The organism is Marinomonas sp. THO17 (assembly GCF_040436405.1).
In the GTDB taxonomy this organism is placed as follows: Bacteria; Pseudomonadota; Gammaproteobacteria; order Pseudomonadales; family Marinomonadaceae; genus Marinomonas.
On record NZ_AP031575.1, the window covers coordinates 510768 to 529179 of the forward strand.

Consider the following 18412-nt stretch of genomic DNA (forward strand, 5'->3'; position numbering starts at 1 on the left):
TTAAGCTAGCTACTTTCTAAAGATCGCTTTTTATATGAAGCATTATCAGAAAAATTAAAGACCTCTAAAATCTATTTAATTCCTTTCGAATGACGCCCCTAAGCCTGTTGGCATTCATCACCACAGTAACTGAAGACAAGGACATAGCTGCTCCGGCAATAATTGGGCTAAGTAACCAGCCGGTGAATGGATATAAGATTCCAGCCGCAACGGGAATTCCTAAAGTATTGTAAGCAAAAGCCCCCCAAAGATTTTGTTTAATATTACGAATGCTGGCTTTACTCACAGAAATAACGTCCACCAAGGCATTGAGATTGTTATGCAATAAGGTGACGTCCGCGCTTTCTATGGCCACATCGGTTCCTTGCCACATAGCAAAGCCCACATTGGCTTGTGTCAGCGCTGGCGCATCATTGATGCCATCACCTATCATGCCGACCACATACCCCTGACGTTGAAGAGATTGAATCCGTTCGAGTTTGTCTTCTGGCATCAATTCCGCATGACATTCATCCAGTGCTAATTGACTGGCAAGCTGCATGGCGTTTATTTTTTGATCACCGGTCAGCATTACCAGCTTTATGCCCATGTTTTTTATTTTTTTCAATACGTTAGAAACATTTTCTTGAAGCGGATCTTGCAATAAATAATGGCTTAACAATGTGTCTTTTGTGAATAGAAAAATATGACTACCCGCCTCCATAGTATTAATAGAAGGTGGAACAGTAAGCCCCATCTGGTTAAACAGTTTGTCATTACCAAGGTAGTACCAGGTGTTTTGATATCGACCACGTACACCTAAGCCGGGCAAATTTTCATATTCTGTTAATTCAATGTCAGCAAAAGAAGGTTTGTCCCACCTTTGATGAGTCACCTCCTGCTGATCAATATAGTCAAGCAAGGCTTGAGCCAGAGGGTGATTGACTCTATTTTCCAGAGCTTTAATCATAGCATGAAGAAAACCAATTTGAGCATGCTCACTAATTAGCTTGTCTTTTATGACCCTAGGCTTACCTTGCGTAAGGGTGCCGGTTTTATCAAACACTAAACAATCCAGTTTGCTGGCCACTTGCAAAGCGTCCCCATTACGAATCAGTCCCCCAACCTCTGCAGCTTTACCTACCCCTATCATGGTTGAAATGGGGGTCGCCAAACCAAGGGCGCATGGACAAGCAATAATTAATACCGACACAGAGGTTACCAGCATATAGGAGTACTCATGAGCTTCTGCAAAGTGATACCAAGCTAACGCAGTCAGTATGGCGACTATGATAACGCTCGGTACAAATATCTCAGACACCTTATCAGCCAAGTGACTGATTGGCGGCTTAGAATTTTGCGCACGACTGACCATATCCACTATCTTGGCAAGCTGGGTTTGCTTGCCGGTTTTAAGCACCCTAATCAGCAAACTGCCATTGGTATTGATGGTACCAGCCTTAACGGCATCTCCTATCCCTTTATGCACTGGCTCGGATTCCCCCGTTAACATGGCTTGGTTCAGATAAGACTGCCCTGCTACCACTTCGCCATCGACTGGCACCGCATCACCAGCGCGCAATCGCAGCAAATCTCCCACCTTTACAAGTGCAACAGGCACCGAAAGATCTTCACCGTCACGAACCAGAATGGTTTGCTTGGGGGCTAGATATAACAAATTTTGTAATGCTTGATTGGTCTTTCTTCTGGCTTTCACTTCAAGTGCCTGACCTAGGTTAATTAAACCAATAATCATCACTGCGGCTTCAAAATACAAATGTCGAGTATTGGCTGGTAAATAGTCAGGCAACACCACCACTAATGCGGAGTACAGCCAAGCACTGCCGGTGCCAATTGCGATTAACACATCCATATTGGCATGATGTGAACGGACGGCTTTCCATGCACTGATAAAGTAGTGCTTCCCAGCGAAATACATGACGAAGGCACATAGAATCCCCATAAAAGACCATACAAGCTGATCGGTGAGCGAGCTCACTATCATGCTTCCGCCCAATAAGCCATAGAGCATAAGGGGGATACCAAGGGAAAGCCCCATCAAAGATGAGATTATTTTGTGACGATATTCTTTGGCATCTTTAGCCGCTTTTTGTGCTGCGTTTTGTTGCGCATCCGTCACCAACTCACCTTGATAACCCGCATGGTAAATAGCCGCCAATAAGTCTTGATGACTGGCAGAGCTGGTCACTTGAGCAAGGTGACTGGCAAAATTCACGTCAACCTTTTGGGTACCCTCTACTTGGGTTAAGGCTGTTTGAACATTATTAACACAAGCGGCACAGGTCATGCCTGAAATTGCAATTTGATACTCATTTGCAGCTTCCCTTGCGGGTTGAGTTAAATGCGCTGTTTCTCCTCCATCCGCCTCATTCGATGACCCATTATCCACTTCTTGCAGGGAAGCTTTTTCGCTTTTTTCGCTTTTTTCGTTCTTTTCGCTCAATGCAAAACCCGCTTGCTCAACACTGTCTCGGATCTGCTCTAAGGTTAAATCGGATAAAACCTCTAGTTGATTGCCCTTAGGCTCACCACTCACTTCGGCATTCGGGCTCATTGTTTGAATCTGTTCGCGTATTTTACGAACACAGGATTGGCAATTCATGCCATAGACGGACAAGGTCAATTTTGCTTTATTTGCTTCCGTCATGGCCATCCTCCAATGGGCTGTTTTTTTTGGAAACAGCCTGTAGGGAAACAGCTTGCGCTGAGACATCTTGCCAATCTTCAATTAAACAACAAATAGAATGACCATTCGGCACGCCGTCTGGCATAGATTCCCAAGTTGCTAAAGCCGCTTCCATGTTGGCGAGATGCGCTTGTAACTGCGCTATCTTAGCCTTGGTTTGAGGTACTTTTTGCTGGAGTAGATCCCGTACGGTAGGGCAAGGAGAATCACCATTATCAGACTGCTGCAGAATGTTTTCGACCTGCTTAAGGCTAAAGCCAAGTTCAGTCGCTTGACGAATAAATTTCAGCCGTTGCAACGCCTTATTGTCATACAGTTGATACTGGTTATCAGGGTGTCGTTCGGCTGTGATCAGGCCCAAGCGAGTGTAATACCGAACGGTATCTGGGCTAACTAAGGCTTTTTTTGCTATTTCACTGACGCGCATACCCACTCCTAATGTCATTCATTCTAAAAAGATAAACTAATAGCTTGAGTATAAAACCTATGAGTAACACACAGGTCAAACATTAAGACAAAAAAAACCGACCTGCATTTTTGCACATCGGTTCGACAAGAAAGGTAAGAATCCGTTTTTTTAAAGGTAAAGCCTTAATGAAGTTTTAATTTGGGTTTTACCACCTTGCCAATTTTCTGTGCAGCCATAATCACAGTAGCTTTGATCCAGCCGTGAATGGCAATCAAATGCAATCGATACAAGGACACATACACAAAACGCGCTAAACGACCTTCAATAAACATAGAACGACTGCTCAGGTTGCCCATCAAGCTGCCCACAGTACTGTAACGACTTAGATTAACGAGTGAACCGTAATCCTTGTATACGTAGTCTTTCTGAGTTTCACCAAGAAAAGCGGATTTAATGTTGTCGAACACCAAGGATGCCATCTGATGTGCAGATTGAGCACGTGGCGGCACAAATGAGCCATCTGCTTGTTTGCAAGCACAGCAATCACCTATCACATAAACATTGTCGAACTCTGTGGTTTGTAAACTGGGTTTCACCAAAATCTGATTGTTTCTTGTGGTTTCAAAGCCCTCAATCTGTGCCACAAAGTCAGGGGCTTTCACGCCGGCGGCCCAAATCATGAGGTTAGCATCAATGGTAGCTTCCTCAGCGGTTTGAAAACCACCATCAAAAGCGCGAACCACACGGGTTTTTTCGCTGATTTTAACGCCCAAATGGGCAAGTTCTTTGGCGGCTAAGCCAGCAATACGATCTGGCAAGGCCGGTAATATTCGCTCACCTGCTTCAATTAATTCCACTTGAACACGCTTACCAGACATCTCTGGCATGCCATAAGATTTAAGCAATTCTGCCACATGGAAAAGTTCAGCGGAAAGCTCAACTCCCGTTGCACCACCACCGACAATGGCCAATTTCAGTTTGGAGTCACCGCCTTCTTGGTGAATACGCAAAAATTGTTGCAATAAGGCTTGCTGAAAGCGCTCAGCTTGACGATGAGAGTCCAAGAAATAACAATGCTCTGCCACGCCGGGGGTGCCAAAGTCGTTACTCACGCTACCCACCGCCATGACTAAGATGTCGTAACTAAGACTGCGTTCTGGTAAAACTTGGTGGCCTTTATCGTCTTCAATGGCCGCAAGGGTTAACACTCGCTCCTTGGGGTCAACATTGATCAGGGTGCCAAGTTGAAACTGATAGTGATGTTTGGCTGCGTGAGCTCGGTAATTTAAACCATCATTGTTGATGTCTAACGAGCCTGTTGCCACCTCATGAAGCAAGGGCTTCCAAATGTGCGTCTGACTTCTGTCAATCAATACCACTTCGGCTTGACGTTTTTTACCAAACACTTTGCCAAGCTTGGTCACTAGCTCTAAACCGCCAGCGCCACCGCCTACCACCACAATCTTTTTCATATGTGCCACCTATAAACATTGAATTATCGGGAAAAGATTCCACAAAACCCTTTCCCGATAAGACAGTAAGGCCTTTTATTATTATCAATGATTTTGTCGTTGAGCCAAGAGTTTATCCAGGGTATTCGCAAATACCATTCTATCTTGTTGACTGAAACTGGCTGGCCCACCTGTTTGCACGCCAGAAGAACGCATCTGCTCCATGAAATCGCGCATATTCAAACGCTGGCGTATGTTTTCCTTAGTATACAACTCACCCCTAGGATTAATGGCCACAGCACCCTTATCAATGATTTCAGAAGCCAAGGGAATATCAGCCGTAATAACAATATCTTCAGCCGTCGCCTCTTCCACTATGTAATTGTCCGCCACATCGAATCCGGAACTTACCACTCGACGTTCAATCCATTTAGATGGTGGAATAGACACTGCTTGGTTAGCGACAAGAATACAAGGAATTTGAACGCGTTCAGCGGCACGAAACAGAATGTTTTTAATCACATTTGGACAAGCATCCGCATCAACCCATAAACGCATAAGAACTCCTTATTAAATAAGGCGTTATTATTAGCCAGAGAAAGTATTAAATCCAGTTCAATCTACTAGAAAACAAGGAGGCATAACCTCCTTGTTTTACACAAGGGTGACTTTGTAAGCGACAAATGATCACATATTGGGGTAATTTGGCCCGCCAGCTCCTTCCGGCGTCACCCAAGTAATGTTTTGTGAAGGGTCTTTAATGTCGCAGGTTTTACAATGAATACAGTTTTGAGCGTTGATTTGAAAACTGGATGCGCCTTCCGCTTCCACCACTTCATAAACACCCGCCGGACAATATCGCTGAGCAGGCTCAGCATATTTTGGTAAGTTGGTGCCAAGGGGAATATTGGCATCGGCCAAACGCAAATGACAAGGTTGATCTTCCTCGTGATTGGTATTGGATAAAAATACCGAGGACAACTTATCAAAGCTTAACAAACCATCTGGTTTTTTATAATCTGGTGCCGTATGTTTATTTGCGGTTTCTAGACAAGCGTAATCTGGCGTCATGTCATTGAAGCTAAGAGGAAGATTACCCGCAAAGATATTTTGATCCAACCAGTTGTAAGCCCCGCCCCAGAAAGTTCCCAACTTATGCATCACTGGAACAAAATTACGTGCCCGCTGCAATTCCTTGCCCAACCAAGATGAAGTTAACACTTCATCAAAATGAGCAAGCTCAGACACATAACTATCCGCTTGTAAGGCATCATAAACCGTGTCTGCAGCAAGCATGCCGCTCTTCATTGCGGTATGGGTGCCTTTAATTTTAGCAGGGTTAAGGGTGCCCGCATCGCAACCAATAATCAGGCCACCTGGGAAGCTTAACTTGGGCAATGAAGACCAACCGCCTTTGGCAATCGCTCGCGCACCATAGGAAACTCGCTTACCCCCTTCAAGGTGCTTAGCAATCAATGGGTGATGTTTGTAACGCTGAAACTCATCATAAGGACTTAGATAAGGGTTTTTATAGTTCAAGTCGACAATCAAGCCGACGACGACTTGGTTATTTTCAAGGTGGTACAAGAAACCACCGCCACCTGCTTCTTTACCTAACGGCCAGCCTGCTGTATGAATGACGGTGCCAGGCTTACTCATTTCAGCAGGCACATCCCAAAGCTCTTTAATACCTAGGCCATAATGTTGTGGCGCTTTGCCTTCATCTAGCTTGTATTGAGCAATAAGTTCTTTGCCCAAGTGACCACGACAGCCTTCTGAGAAAATGGTGTATTTGGCTTTTAACAGCATACCTGGCATATAGCTGTCTTTTTCCGAACCGTCTTCAGCGATGCCCATGTCGCCGGTAATGATGCCTTGCACATTACCCTCTTCATCGTATGCCAATTGGGCTGCAGAAAATCCTGGAAAGACTTCCACGCCAAGATTTTCCGCTTGTTCCGCCAACCAGCGCGTAAGATTGCCAAGGCTGATAATGTAATTGCCTTCATTGTGTAAGGTTTTTGGCATCATCCAACTGCTCAATTTGCGAGCAGCGCTTTCTGAGCTCAACCAATGCAATTCATCGACATTAACTTTCGTTTCCAGTGGTGCGCCCATCTCCTGCCAATCTGGGAACAACTCGGTTAAGGCTTTGGGGTCAACAACGGCACCCGATAAAATGTGGGCACCAATTTCAGAGCCTTTTTCAACCAAACACACACTGATCTCTTTTTCGTCAGCCTGAGCTTTTTGCATGATGCGACACGCAGTGGAAAGACCTGCTGGGCCACCACCGACAATCACCACATCAAATTCCATTACTTCTCTTTCTGTCATACTGCCTCCCAACAAGGGCAAATTTTTATTGTTATTTCGCGATATTAACGCGCAAAACTCGCTTCATTCAGCACTTCTACCGATTCACGACCAGACTCAATGGCCAGATAGAATGCACTTGCTCTTGGCAAAATATGATCACAATAAAAGATCACGGACTGACGCCAAGATTGCTTTTGCTGTGTGTCCATTTGGGAATCTTGTTGACTGACAAACAAGGCTTTGACTTGCAGCCAAGCACCAATCACGTAACCCATTAACATCATGTAAGCATAGGCGGAACCTGTGCCTAGTCTAGTGTCTTTTTGCATTGCAGCTAAACACAAATCGGTGGCTTGTTTGGCCTGCTCTATCGCCTTCGCCAGTTTTTCCAGCGGCGCATCTGTAACGGCGCCTTGCCACTGCTCTAGGTCGCTGGCCATTTCAACCAACAAATCCTGCACAGCAGCACCTTGATCGGCGTAGAGTTTACGTCCAATCAAGTCGATGGCCTGTATGCCATTGGTGCCTTCATAGATAGGTAGGATTCGAGCATCACGAGCATGTTGGGCAACCCCCGTCTCTTCAATAAAGCCCATGCCACCGTGCACCTGAATCGCTAATGAGGTAATTTCTTGAGCTTGCTCAGTGATCCAGCCTTTTACAATGGGCGTGTAAAGTGCGGTGCGAGCCATGGCCTTTGCTTTTACTTCATCATTAGCGAGATGAGATAAGTCATTCTCTATTGCCGCCACATAAATTAATGAACGCATGGCATCAATTTGTGACTTCATTGTCATCAGCATACGCAATACATCTGGGTGCTCAATAATGAAGGCTTTGCCCGAACCATCTGCTTTCATGCCTTGCTTGCGTTCTTTGGCATAAGCCAATGCTTGCTGATAAGCCCGCTCCGCGATGGCAAGTCCCTGTAAACCAACCCCTTGTCGAGCGTTATTCATCATAGTAAACATGGCTTTTAAGCCCTGATGCTTTTCACCCACTAGGTAACCCAACGCTCCTTCTTTTTCACCAAAACTCATCACACAGGTGGGCGATGCATGAATCCCCAGCTTGTGCTCCACAGAAACCACTTGCACATCGTTACGCTGTGAAGGCTCTCCGGCATCGTCTAATAAGAATTTTGGTGCTAGGAACAGAGAAATCCCTTTAACCCCCTCAGGCGCGTTAGGAAGACGAGCTAACACCAAATGAATGATGTTGTCACTCATTTGATGATCACCCCAGGTAATGTAGATTTTTTGCCCCTTGATACGGTAAGCATCACCATCCGGTGTGGCTTTACAAGCAATCGCAGCAAGATCAGAGCCTGCGGAAGGCTCGGTTAGGTTCATGGTGCCAGCCCATTCTCCACTGAGCATTTTGGGAAGGTATTGTGCTTTTAATTCAGTACTTGCATGATGGCTAATGGCTTCGATTGCACCATGACTTAACAAAGGGCACAGAGAAAATGCTAAGTTTGCAGATTGAACGCCTTCATTAATGGCTGTGGCAATGAAAGAAGGTAAGCCTTGGCCACCGTATTGCGGATCACCAGAAAGACCTACCCAACCACCCTCAGCGTAAGCTTTGAATGCTTCTTTAAAGCCCTTGGCTTCATGAACTTGGCCATTTTCAACCCGTGATCCTTCACTGTCACCACTGGCATTGATAGGCGCAATCACTTGCTCTGCCAATTTACCAGCTTCACCCAGAATGGCTTCTAACAGCTCCTGATCAATCGGTTCATCAAGGTAAGGCGCCAGCTTATTCATGTTAGCAACAGAAAGTAAGCTGAATAAAATATCGTTAACAGGATATTGGTAGTCGCTCATTTTTTATTCTCCGGTATAGGTTATCCGAGCGGATGTATACCTATAGAATGGAAAAAGAAAGCCAATTCCTCAATAACATTTCTAACCTATATTTCTAACAATTCCAATCAGCCGCTTTGACAACAGGATATCAGTGCCTGTTATCTGGGCGCTTCATCTCCTTACCAAACTTTAAATATTCCTCACTTTTTCGGTATTCACCGGGTGTCATTCCAGTCCATTTTTTAAACGAACGGAAAAACGCACTGGGTTCATCAAAGCCCATTAAGGCGGCAATATCATTGATACTGAGCTGCGGAGCATTCATATAAGTGATAGCAGCCTCTTTGCGACACTCGTCTTTTATTTGTTGGTAGGAGGTCTGTTCATCGTTCAAACGACGACGTAAGGTTGAGACACTCATATTTAATGCACTGGCCACTTCATCCGCACTGGGCATTTCGCGCGAAAAGTCTTTACCTAACATGGCCATGACTTGCGATTTTAAGCTGTTGTCATTCTCTACCATAACCAACAGCTGATAAGGCGCGGTTTTTAAAAAACCGCGTAAGCTGTCTTCTGTCTGTACGATTGGCATATCCAAATAGCTGGCCGGAAATACCAAGGCATTGGCATGCTGGTTAAATTTCACTTCCGATTGAAAAAGGGTTTTGTAATATTCCACATCGTCTGGTCTTTCGTTGGTAAAATACGCAGCCTTTAGATGCAAACGACGGCCAATTAACCAGCAAATAAAGTGATGCCACATAGACAAGGTGGTTCTTAGTTGTTCGTTGGATTCAGGTGTCACTAAGCTTTCAATATTTTGGTCAGACGAACTCAATGGACCAAATGTCACCAAGGCAAAACGCCCTTTTTTGATCAACACAGGTTTTATGGTAGGGCCACGACAAATTTCATAAAAGTCACTGCAACGATATAAAGCATGTGCCAAACTGCGAGCATGAATAATGGATAAGCACATCATACGAAATGCGCCATTCGGAATTTTACCACCACTTAGCATGCCAAACGACTCGTCTTGCATCAGCCACATGAGTTTTTGATACAAGATGCCAAATCGGTAAGCAGAAAAAGTATCCTTGTTCTCTAACTCGTCTGGCGTAATTTCAAGACTCTCTAAAACCGCCTCCCGATCAAGTCCTTGCTTCTCCACTGCTTTTAAAAGATAGCGGACACTCGACATAGGAACAGTAGCTTTCAATCTTATCACCTTAGTAATTTGTAAATGGTAGTCAGTGTGTTGTTAAGTATACGGACAAAACATAAAAAAAGGCTGCGCTGCAGCCTTATTTTATTTTACATGCTTTTGCTTAATTTTCTTCTGTAAATGCAGACAACAACTCATCAACGGACAAGTCCTCACTGTCAGAGTCGATGGCGGTATTAAACGCTTTGTTGTCTTGTGGCTTCTCACTATCCGGTTTTACGAAAACAAAACGACGAGGGCGAACAGTTTGTACGGCCTCTTCTTTCTCTGGCAAAAGCCCTAAACGCTCTAATTTTTTATGCGCTTGTTCTTTACGCTGCTTTGCTTTTTTGGTGGTAAATCGGCGCACAGACGATGCTTTACGAGCCTTATTTTGCTCTTTCATCATCTCTTTTGAACCCGTTTTACCCAGTTTTCCACGCATGGAGCGTGATTTTTTAACTCGAGCCATAATTTCCTCTCTTTAACGCGCGCATTGTAACAGCGAATAAAGCTTAGGTCATCCGTGGCTTAACAACTGCCTTTAAAGGCCCTATGACCCGTCTTACGATGCTGCCCCATTTCCCCCAATAACTGACGAATCGAAGAAGTGTCGTTTGCCGCTAAGGCCGCGCCTAAATCGTCTAAGGTTTTAAGGGTTTCATCAATCAAAGCAACATATTCTTGAGAGGCATCGTGAAGAGCTTGCCCTTTGAGACCTTCCATTTCAAATTGATGAGGTCGCACATCACGTGATTTTTCAAAAGCCGAAATCAAACCCTCAAGGTATTGTGAGGCCGCTTGATTATCGCCCGCTTTTACTTCACTCGACAAACCACGTAAATCGTTTTTTATGTCCTGCATATAACCATGTAATGCCGTATCATCACAGCTACCATGCGCGTATGTCGCTGAAGAAAACAAAACAGTAAAAAGTGCACCGGCCAGCAAACTTTTTTTCATGATAAATACCCTTTTATTCACTCGTTGATTAATAATATAGTTTAGCAAGGTGCGAACAAGCTCACTGATTTCAGTATTAAAGGCTGATGCGTACCTTCCTTAGATTCCCACAATGATTAACATAGCATTGATCCATTGATAGACACTAGTATTTCTATTGAGTTCAATAATGTATCTAGAGGTGAGTCTGAATACTGGTCGAAAAAAGCGTAAGCTAGAGGGAGAGTGAAAAGGTTGAAATTATTTCTAGGGTTGCTGGTTGTTTTCAGCAGTTCATTCAGTTTGGCGGAATGCACAGATCGAGATGCAAAAGCGGCCTCAGATGAAGCCGCTCAAAAATACGTTGCCGGAAAAACCTTCAAGCGCGCCATGGTACTTAAAAGGCATTTACCCAGTAAACGCAAAGAAGTCGCCAGTTACCTATACGTAAAATCTGACGATCTCTATTACACTGTTTTTTCATTGGTGAATTCTAAATGCGAAGCTCAAGTCATTAAGCGCACAAATGGTAAACATTAATGCATTAAACCTTCTCTGATAAAGGTTTCTTGCTGTCACTTTGTGACTTAGCCTCATCATCTTCTTCTTCGTCTTCGTCATCACCTAGTTTAGAAATTTCTTCTAATCGTTCGATTACCCTATAAGACAAAGTCTCTTCAGGGTAATTGCCATTTTCATCCGCCACGCCGGGTTCAATGCCGGTCAGCAAGTGCAAAGCCTGATCAGCGGTTTCAATGGCGTAAATATGGAACAAGCCCTGTTTCACAGCATCAATAATGTCATCATTCAGCATAAGATTATTGGCATTGGATTTGGGAATGATCACACCTTGTTGGCCGGTCAATTCACGGGCCCGACAAACGTTGAAAAAACCTTCGATCTTTTCGTTCACACCACCAATGGCTTGTATTTCACCATACTGATTGAGCGAGCCCGTAATGGCCAAATCTTGGCGTAAAGGCACTTGGATTAATGCTGACAGCAAGCAACATAACTCGGCAGTAGAGGCACTGTCACCATCGACATAACCATAACTTTGCTCCATAGCGATGGAAGCGGAAATTTCCAAGGGGAAGCGTTGCGCGTATTTGTTACCTAGGTAACCAGATAAGATCAGCACGCCTTTTGAGTGGATGTTTTGCCCTAGATTGGATTCCCGCTCAATATCAATAATGCCTTTTCCGCCCGGATACACAGTGGTGGAAATACGCGCAGGCGCACCAAAACTACTGTCACCAATTTGCATCACAGTCAAACCATTAATCTTACCCACAGCATAACCGTCACTTTCTAATAAGACAGTGCCTTCGATAATCTCTTCAATGATTTTTTCACTGACTCGGCCGGTACGATGTTTTTTGGCTTTCAGAGCGCGCTGTACGTGTTCTGCGGTAATAATGTCATCCTTCGCCATTTGACGAACAAAATCGGCTTCACCCAGTAATTCAAACACATCTCCAATTTTGGCTGCCATTTCCCGCTGATGTTCTGCCAAACGGCTGCTGTATTCAATCAGAGCCGCCACCCCATCACGGGTAACATTGGCGTACTCTTCCTTTTCGATGCGATCTTTCATCAGACGCGCAAAAGCCAACTCAGAATCTTTGTTGCGTTTTAAGCTGTCATCAAAATCAACCAGCACCCGGAACATCTCTTGGAAATCCGGGTCCGCATCTTGTAGCAAATAATATATATCTCGCGAGCCAATCAGCACCACTTTCACTTGTAATGGCAAATCCTGTGGAGACAAAGTGGTGGTGTTCATCAAGCCAATATCCGAATAAGGGTGCTCGATTTTTAAGGTTTTACTTTTTAACGCTCGCTTTAAGGCTTCCCATAAATAATGGTCAGTTAGTAATTTTTCAGCATCCAGTATCAAGTATCCACCGTTCGCTGCGTGCAAGCTGCCAGAGCGAATCAAGCGGTAGCTGGTAATCAGCATACCTTGATCACTACTGTGTTCTACCTGACCAAACAAATTACGATAAGTAGGATGCGACTCGTAAATGACGGGCTGACCACCATCGACTTTATGGGTGACCGCAATATTAGGCAGATACAAATCTTCGTACATCTGACGCCGCCCGACCTCATCACGATTGTCCGTTGCTTTGTCATCTGTCACTTGATCTATGATGACTTTATCCAAATCCGCACGTAACGCTGTCAAATACTCTGTAACGGCCTCATTTTGTTGGTATTTTTCCAGCAAAGGTTGCAGTAATGGATCGAGGGCTTCTTTTACCGTATCCAGATTCAATTGACGCAATAAATCATAGGTTTCACGTTTCCATTGAGGCAGGCCGAGTAGCTCTTCGTTTAGTAAGCCTTCTAAAGTGGAAACCCCTTCCTGAAAAGCATCACGTTCTTCATCGGTCAAGGCAGCGAATTCATTTTCTTCCAGCGCCTTGCCATCCTTCATAGGTGCGAAGCTAACGGATGAGGCATCACGGAACATGGCGACACCAATCTTACCAGACACTCGCTCTACTCGGTTGATAGCCGCTTCGTATCTGTCATTGAAAGCACGATCGATGACGCTTTTTTGTTGCTGGTACGATGGGTTTTCAAATGCCGCAGGAAATGTTGCCATCAAACCATCGATTAAGCCCCGTATTTCTTTTTCAAATTCAGATGCCATACCTGGCTCAAACTCAATGGCTTTGGGACGGTGGCTTTCGGTGAAATTATTTATGTAGGCCCACTCATTCGGCGCTGAGCGTCGTTTCGCTTCACTTTTCAAATAGCTCATGACATAGGATGAACGTCCTGTGCCTGAGTCACCCATGGCATAAATATTATAGCCGGGACGCTGCATGGCAACTCCGAATTGAATAGCCTCCACCGCTCGCTCTTGACCCAAAATACCACTGAGAGGCTCAATATCTTGTAAGGTGTTAAACGCTAGATGATCAGCAGGTACTTTTGCTGCTAAAGCTTCATATGGTAAAGCATTAACCAGGTTTGACATGAAGGAGTATCCTTATCAGAAAACAAGCAATGGTCAGCTTGCCAGACATTAAGTCTGTTGGTAATCAATAATTTACACTAATATTTGAGCGTTCAATCAACATTATGCACTAAGCTGCAACTGATTATCGACTGATGTTCGCTTAAAGACTCGGTGAAAGTTAGCTGCCGTTGCTTCGAGCAAAGCTTCATAGCGAATGCCTTTTAAATCGGCCACATATTGAGCCACTTCAGCAACGTATTTTGGTTCATTTTTCTTGCCACGATACGGTACTGGGGCCAAATAAGGGGAGTCCGTTTCAACAATCAAGGACTCAAGAGGCAATTTTCGAACTGTGTCTTTGAGGTCTTGCGCGGTTTTGAAGGTCACTATTCCAGAAATCGAAATTAGGTAATTTTCATCTACAGCAGCCTTTGCCATATCGTAGTCTTCAGTAAAACAGTGCAACACCCCTGCAGAGTTAGGATTGCCATGCTGACGTATCAAAGACAGGGTATCTTGCTTGGCTTCACGGGTATGTATGATCACAGGTAAGTCTAACTCACCTGCGGCAATCAAATGCTGTTTGAAGCTTTCCTGCTGAGCCAAATGAACTGCTTCTGACTTTTCATAGAAGTAATCCAGGCCGGTTTCTCCTAAGGCAATCACTTTAGGGTGTTGAGCAAGCTCAATAAGTTGTATTTTATTAGTCAGTAAGCCGTCAGTTTGTAAGGGATGCACGCCACAACTGGCGTAGACACCCGAACGCTTGGTAAAGGCCAGAATAGTCTCTATTTTTTTCAAATCCACCGAGATACTCAGCATTTGACGCACACCTTGTTGATGTGCGGCATCCATTGCGCCATCTAAGTTATTATCGTATGGCGTTAGGTCCAACATATCCAAGTGACAATGAGTGTCGATCAACATAATTTGCTTACCACTGATTTAATTCTTTTGTTAACTGCATACTGGGGTTTAAATTGGTTTTTTGAAGGTCTGCCTTTAAATTTTGTAGGGCTTGATATCTTTCCATTAAAGGGTAAATCCCCATTCTCGCCAGCAAATGACCATAAATTTCTTGCAAGGCAGGATGTAATGGCGCTCCCGCTGAATGGCATAAACATTGGTGTAAGATAGCAGCCAAACCATTGCAATAATCCATTATATTTTGTGCATCTACTCCCTTTAATAGGTCCGAAATAGAGGATCCTTGTTGCAACAATGACACCAATTTCGCTGGCATTTCAGAATACAATTCCGCCTTAGATTGTTTATCAATGGCCATCAAACGAAAAGGTTGTGTGGTTAACCAAAAGAGTTCTTTTAAGGCTTGTTTATCCGGCTGCTCATTTAACCAAGCTTCGACAATTTGCTGATTGGGAGTTGGCACACTGACCAATAAACAACGACTACGAATCGTTGCTAATAAACTGGTAGATTGTGAACTGGTTAGCAAAAAATAGGTTCTTTCGGCAGGTTCTTCAAGGGCTTTTAACACGGCATTGGCGGCATTTATGTTCATTGCTTGAGCATGACTGATAAGCACTACTTTCGTCTGCCCTACTTGCGGCTTTTGGGTGATTTTCTGGATCAAACTGCGAATTTGATCCACTTTAATCACCCCTTCTTCTCCGTCTAGCACACGAAAGTCAGGATGGGTTTCCGCCGCCATTAATTGACAAGAGTGACATTGACCACAAGCGCTGGCTTGCTGACTTTCACACATTAAATCCTTTGCCATAGCATAAGCCAAAGACTCTTGCCCTACTCCTTCAGCGCCGGTAATTAACAAAGCATGAGACAAGCTGCCAGCGAGCTTTAGCTGCTGAACCTGTTGCTGATTATCCACTAACCAAGGGGCGATGGTCATTGTACACTACCTATTTGCCAAGCAATGGCAAGTTGATCAAGCTGAGTAGCTATATCATTTTTTACAGCGTCAATAGACTGGCTCGCGTCGATGATTTTAACTCGGTTGGGTTCTTGCTTTGCACGAGCTAAAAAACCTTGGCGGACTTTTTCATGAAAGGCTAAGGATTCTTTATCCAATCTGTCTTGCTGTTGGCGTTGTACCACGCGCTGCTGACCAACTTCTACTGAGACATCCAATAGCAAGGTCACATCAGGTTGGCTTTCTGCTACCACCCATGACGCCAAAGTGTCTATCATGGTTTTATCTCCACCACGAGCATTACCTTGATAAACATAAGACGAATCCAAAAAACGATCACTAATGACCCACAATCCATTTGCTAAAGCAGGTTGTATCTTCTCTGCTATATGTTGGGCCCGTGCAGCAAAGACAAGAAGCAATTCTGTCAGGTCACTCACTCTTTCTTCACGACTATGCAAAATTAGCTGACGAATGTCTTCTGCCAAAGGTGTACCACCTGGTTCACGAGTCATTATGTAAGATATTTCGCGCGCCTCTAGCCAAGCTTGAATGGATTCTATGGCAGTTGATTTACCGCTGCCTTCGCCACCTTCTAATGTGATAAACCTGCCTTTCATTGTATCGCCTTTATTCTGCTTCTTGTGGTGTGGAACGGTAATCTTCACGGCGTTTATATTGATATTGACGCACTGCCCGATTGTGTTCTTTTAAGGTATTTGAAAAGGCGTGAGAACCATCCCCCTTAGCCACAAAATACAAAGCCTTAGTTTGACCTGGGTTTAAAGCCGCTTCAATGGCCGCACGGCCAACATTAGCGATCGGCGTCGGCGGCAAACCAAACACTCGATAGGTATTGTAGGGAGAAGATGACCTCAAGCCTTTGCGAGTTAAATTACCATCGTATTCATCACCAAGACCATAAATCACCGTAGGGTCTGTTTGTAATCGCATGCGTTTCTGTAAACGACTAATAAAGACCCTTGCAATTAACGGTCGCTCTGCAGGAACGGCTGTCTCTTTCTCAATGATAGACGCCATTATTAAGGCTTCGTAAGGCGTTTTATATGGCAAACCTTCTGCTTTGGACTGCCATAATACATCCAGGGTATTCACCAAAAGTCCATTGGCGTGTTTTAGAATGCTCACATCCGTATCACCATCATGATAACGGTAGGTATTGGCGAAAAATTGTCCTTCAGGATGAGGCACAGATAAATTCAGTTTTTGGGCTATTTCTTCGTTCGACAAGCCCAGCAAGGTCATCTTGATATTGCCTTTTTCACGCATTGTTTGAAGATAATCTTGCGTGGTTTTCCCTTCCAGTAATGTGATGTCATAAAAAATCGATTCACCAGAATCGAACAATGCCATCACTTCCATCAAAGATGAACCGGGTTGAATGGCATATTCTCCAACTTTAGGTACCCATGCAGGTTGCAGCTTGGCAGCAATCCTGGTCCAGTAGGCTTCAGGTATGATGTCAGCTTGTGCCAGTCTTTGCCCCAAACTGTGCGCGCTGTCACCCTTAACGACTTCAAATTTGGTTTCTGAGTCTATGTTGACAGGGCTGGTTACTCCCGAATACAGATAAACAGCAGCAACTGCTAGTAGAGTAACCGCTAAAAAAGCCACTCTATATAACCACTTAACGTATGCCATGCATTTCCTTAACTTGCATTAATCTTTGTAAATTCAATGTATTCACTCCAATAGCAAAATGACTTTGTTGAACTCTGATAACAGGAACAATTTTCATCAAACTGCTAGTGAGAAAAATTTCATCTGCCTTGAGTAAATCCTTTAATTCGTAACAACCTTCATTTATGACATGGAGTCCATTGGACGTAACAAGATCCAATATGCCTTGCCGAAAAGTACCTTTCACACCACTTTGCTCAATAGCAGGTGTAAAGAGCTGCCCCTCTTTAAACCAAAATACATTACTTTGAATGGCTTCAATCACCTTGCCAGTCGTATTTAACATCAAAGCCTCAAAAAAATCGCTCTGTAGATGTTGTTTTGCTAACACTTGTTCAAGTCGATTCAAATGCTTTATACCCGCAAAAAAAGCATTCTCGCTTAAAGGAACGGGCGATACGCTAATGGCTACACCTTGATTCTGTATGCTTTGGTAATCCGGAAAATCCAACACCCCAATAGCGACTGTATGTGACGCTTGCTCGGGCGGTAAATAGCCACGCCCTCCCTCACCTCTTGATACTAGTATCTTTACTACCTGATCTTGTTTTATGAGTGGTAAAATTCGCTGCTGAAGAAACCCTTCTAAACGGTTTTTATCATTGTTATCAAACGCCATACCAAGCCGTTCTAAACCAAGATATAAGCGTGCTAAATGATTGGATAGATTACAAAAATGCTTAGGCTTAGCATGAATGGTTTCAAACACACCGTCACCATAGGCCAGACCTCGATCTGCAGGTGAAATGGACATATCAGATGTGTAATTTACAAACCAAGTCATGGCTAATTAGCTCAATAATAAAGTCAGCTATGATAGCGCAAAAATAGATGGCGTCCCATAGGGGGTTCGAACCCCTGTTACCGCCGTGAAAGGGCGGTGTCCTAGGCCTCTAGACGAATGGGACACAATGCACTTTTATGAAAAAGTGACGAAATGGAGCGGGAAACGAGGCTCGAACTCGCGACCCCAACCTTGGCAAGGTTGTGCTCTACCACTGAGCTATTCCCGCAAATC

At 44.2% G+C, this 18412-nt stretch carries 16 protein-coding genes and 2 tRNA genes; 1 reads left to right on the forward strand and 17 read right to left on the reverse strand.

What is annotated here, in order from left to right:
* Positions 1–64 precede the first annotated feature (64 nt).
* The 9 genes from ABXS85_RS02425 to ABXS85_RS02465 all read right to left on the reverse strand — a co-directional run bounded on the left by ABXS85_RS02425 (position 65) and on the right by ABXS85_RS02465 (position 10849).
* Positions 65–2647, reverse strand: a complete 2583-nt coding sequence (locus tag ABXS85_RS02425; protein ID WP_353668467.1) for a heavy metal translocating P-type ATPase — start codon at positions 2645–2647, stop codon at positions 65–67.
* A complete protein-coding gene (locus tag ABXS85_RS02430; RefSeq protein ID WP_353668468.1) occupies positions 2631–3113 on the reverse strand; it encodes a MerR family transcriptional regulator in 483 nt (160 codons plus the stop codon). The genes ABXS85_RS02425 and ABXS85_RS02430 overlap by 17 nt, the downstream gene beginning before the upstream one ends.
* A 164-nt stretch (positions 3114–3277) precedes the next feature.
* Positions 3278–4567: an NAD(P)/FAD-dependent oxidoreductase gene (locus ABXS85_RS02435; RefSeq protein ID WP_353668469.1), complete on the reverse strand. Its 1290-nt coding sequence runs from the start codon at positions 4565–4567 to the stop codon at positions 3278–3280.
* A gap of 84 nt (positions 4568–4651) precedes the next feature.
* Positions 4652–5104 (reverse strand): YaiI/YqxD family protein, encoded by a 453-nt coding sequence (locus ABXS85_RS02440; protein WP_353668470.1) that lies wholly within the window; start codon positions 5102–5104, stop codon positions 4652–4654.
* A gap of 129 nt (positions 5105–5233) precedes the next feature.
* Positions 5234–6883, reverse strand: a complete 1650-nt coding sequence (locus ABXS85_RS02445) for an electron transfer flavoprotein-ubiquinone oxidoreductase (protein ID WP_353668471.1) — start codon at positions 6881–6883, stop codon at positions 5234–5236.
* Between the two features lie 44 nt (positions 6884–6927).
* Entirely contained in the window at positions 6928–8697 is a 1770-nt protein-coding gene (locus ABXS85_RS02450) for an acyl-CoA dehydrogenase (protein WP_353668472.1), read from the reverse strand.
* A 130-nt stretch (positions 8698–8827) separates the two neighbouring features.
* Positions 8828–9901 carry an AraC family transcriptional regulator gene (locus ABXS85_RS02455; protein ID WP_353668473.1) on the reverse strand — a complete coding sequence of 358 codons (1074 nt, stop codon included), beginning with the start codon at positions 9899–9901 and terminating at the stop codon, positions 8828–8830.
* Between the two features lie 109 nt (positions 9902–10010).
* A complete protein-coding gene (locus ABXS85_RS02460) occupies positions 10011–10358 on the reverse strand; it encodes a hypothetical protein (RefSeq protein ID WP_353668474.1) in 348 nt (115 codons plus the stop codon).
* A gap of 59 nt (positions 10359–10417) precedes the next feature.
* Complete coding sequence (locus ABXS85_RS02465) at positions 10418–10849, reverse strand: cytochrome b562 (RefSeq protein WP_353668475.1); 432 nt, start codon at positions 10847–10849, stop codon at positions 10418–10420.
* Between the two features lie 234 nt (positions 10850–11083).
* On the opposite strand from ABXS85_RS02465, the gene ABXS85_RS02470 reads away from it, so the two are divergent.
* Complete coding sequence (locus ABXS85_RS02470) at positions 11084–11368, forward strand: hypothetical protein (protein WP_353668476.1); 285 nt, start codon at positions 11084–11086, stop codon at positions 11366–11368.
* A gap of 4 nt (positions 11369–11372) precedes the next feature.
* Here the strand turns inward: ABXS85_RS02470 and ABXS85_RS02475 are convergent, their stop codons facing one another.
* The 8 genes from ABXS85_RS02475 to ABXS85_RS02510 all read right to left on the reverse strand — a co-directional run bounded on the left by ABXS85_RS02475 (position 11373) and on the right by ABXS85_RS02510 (position 18407).
* Entirely contained in the window at positions 11373–13820 is a 2448-nt protein-coding gene (locus ABXS85_RS02475; RefSeq protein ID WP_353668477.1) for an ATP-binding protein, read from the reverse strand.
* Positions 13821–13922: 102 nt separating this feature from the next.
* Entirely contained in the window at positions 13923–14729 is an 807-nt protein-coding gene (locus ABXS85_RS02480; RefSeq protein WP_353668478.1) for a TatD family hydrolase, read from the reverse strand.
* 7 nt (positions 14730–14736) lie between these two features.
* Positions 14737–15672 carry a DNA polymerase III subunit delta' gene (gene holB / locus ABXS85_RS02485; protein WP_353668479.1) on the reverse strand — a complete coding sequence of 312 codons (936 nt, stop codon included), beginning with the start codon at positions 15670–15672 and terminating at the stop codon, positions 14737–14739.
* Positions 15669–16313: a dTMP kinase gene (gene tmk, locus ABXS85_RS02490; protein ID WP_353668480.1), complete on the reverse strand. Its 645-nt coding sequence runs from the start codon at positions 16311–16313 to the stop codon at positions 15669–15671. Before tmk ends, holB begins: the two co-directional genes overlap by 4 nt.
* Before the next feature lie 10 nt (positions 16314–16323).
* Complete coding sequence (gene mltG, locus ABXS85_RS02495) at positions 16324–17355, reverse strand: endolytic transglycosylase MltG (RefSeq protein WP_353668481.1); 1032 nt, start codon at positions 17353–17355, stop codon at positions 16324–16326.
* Positions 17342–18178: an aminodeoxychorismate lyase gene (gene pabC, locus ABXS85_RS02500; RefSeq protein WP_353668482.1), complete on the reverse strand. Its 837-nt coding sequence runs from the start codon at positions 18176–18178 to the stop codon at positions 17342–17344. The genes mltG and pabC overlap by 14 nt, the downstream gene beginning before the upstream one ends.
* A gap of 48 nt (positions 18179–18226) precedes the next feature.
* Positions 18227–18302, reverse strand: a tRNA-Glu gene (locus tag ABXS85_RS02505).
* A gap of 30 nt (positions 18303–18332) precedes the next feature.
* Positions 18333–18407 (reverse strand) — tRNA-Gly (locus ABXS85_RS02510).
* Positions 18408–18412 lie beyond the last annotated feature (5 nt).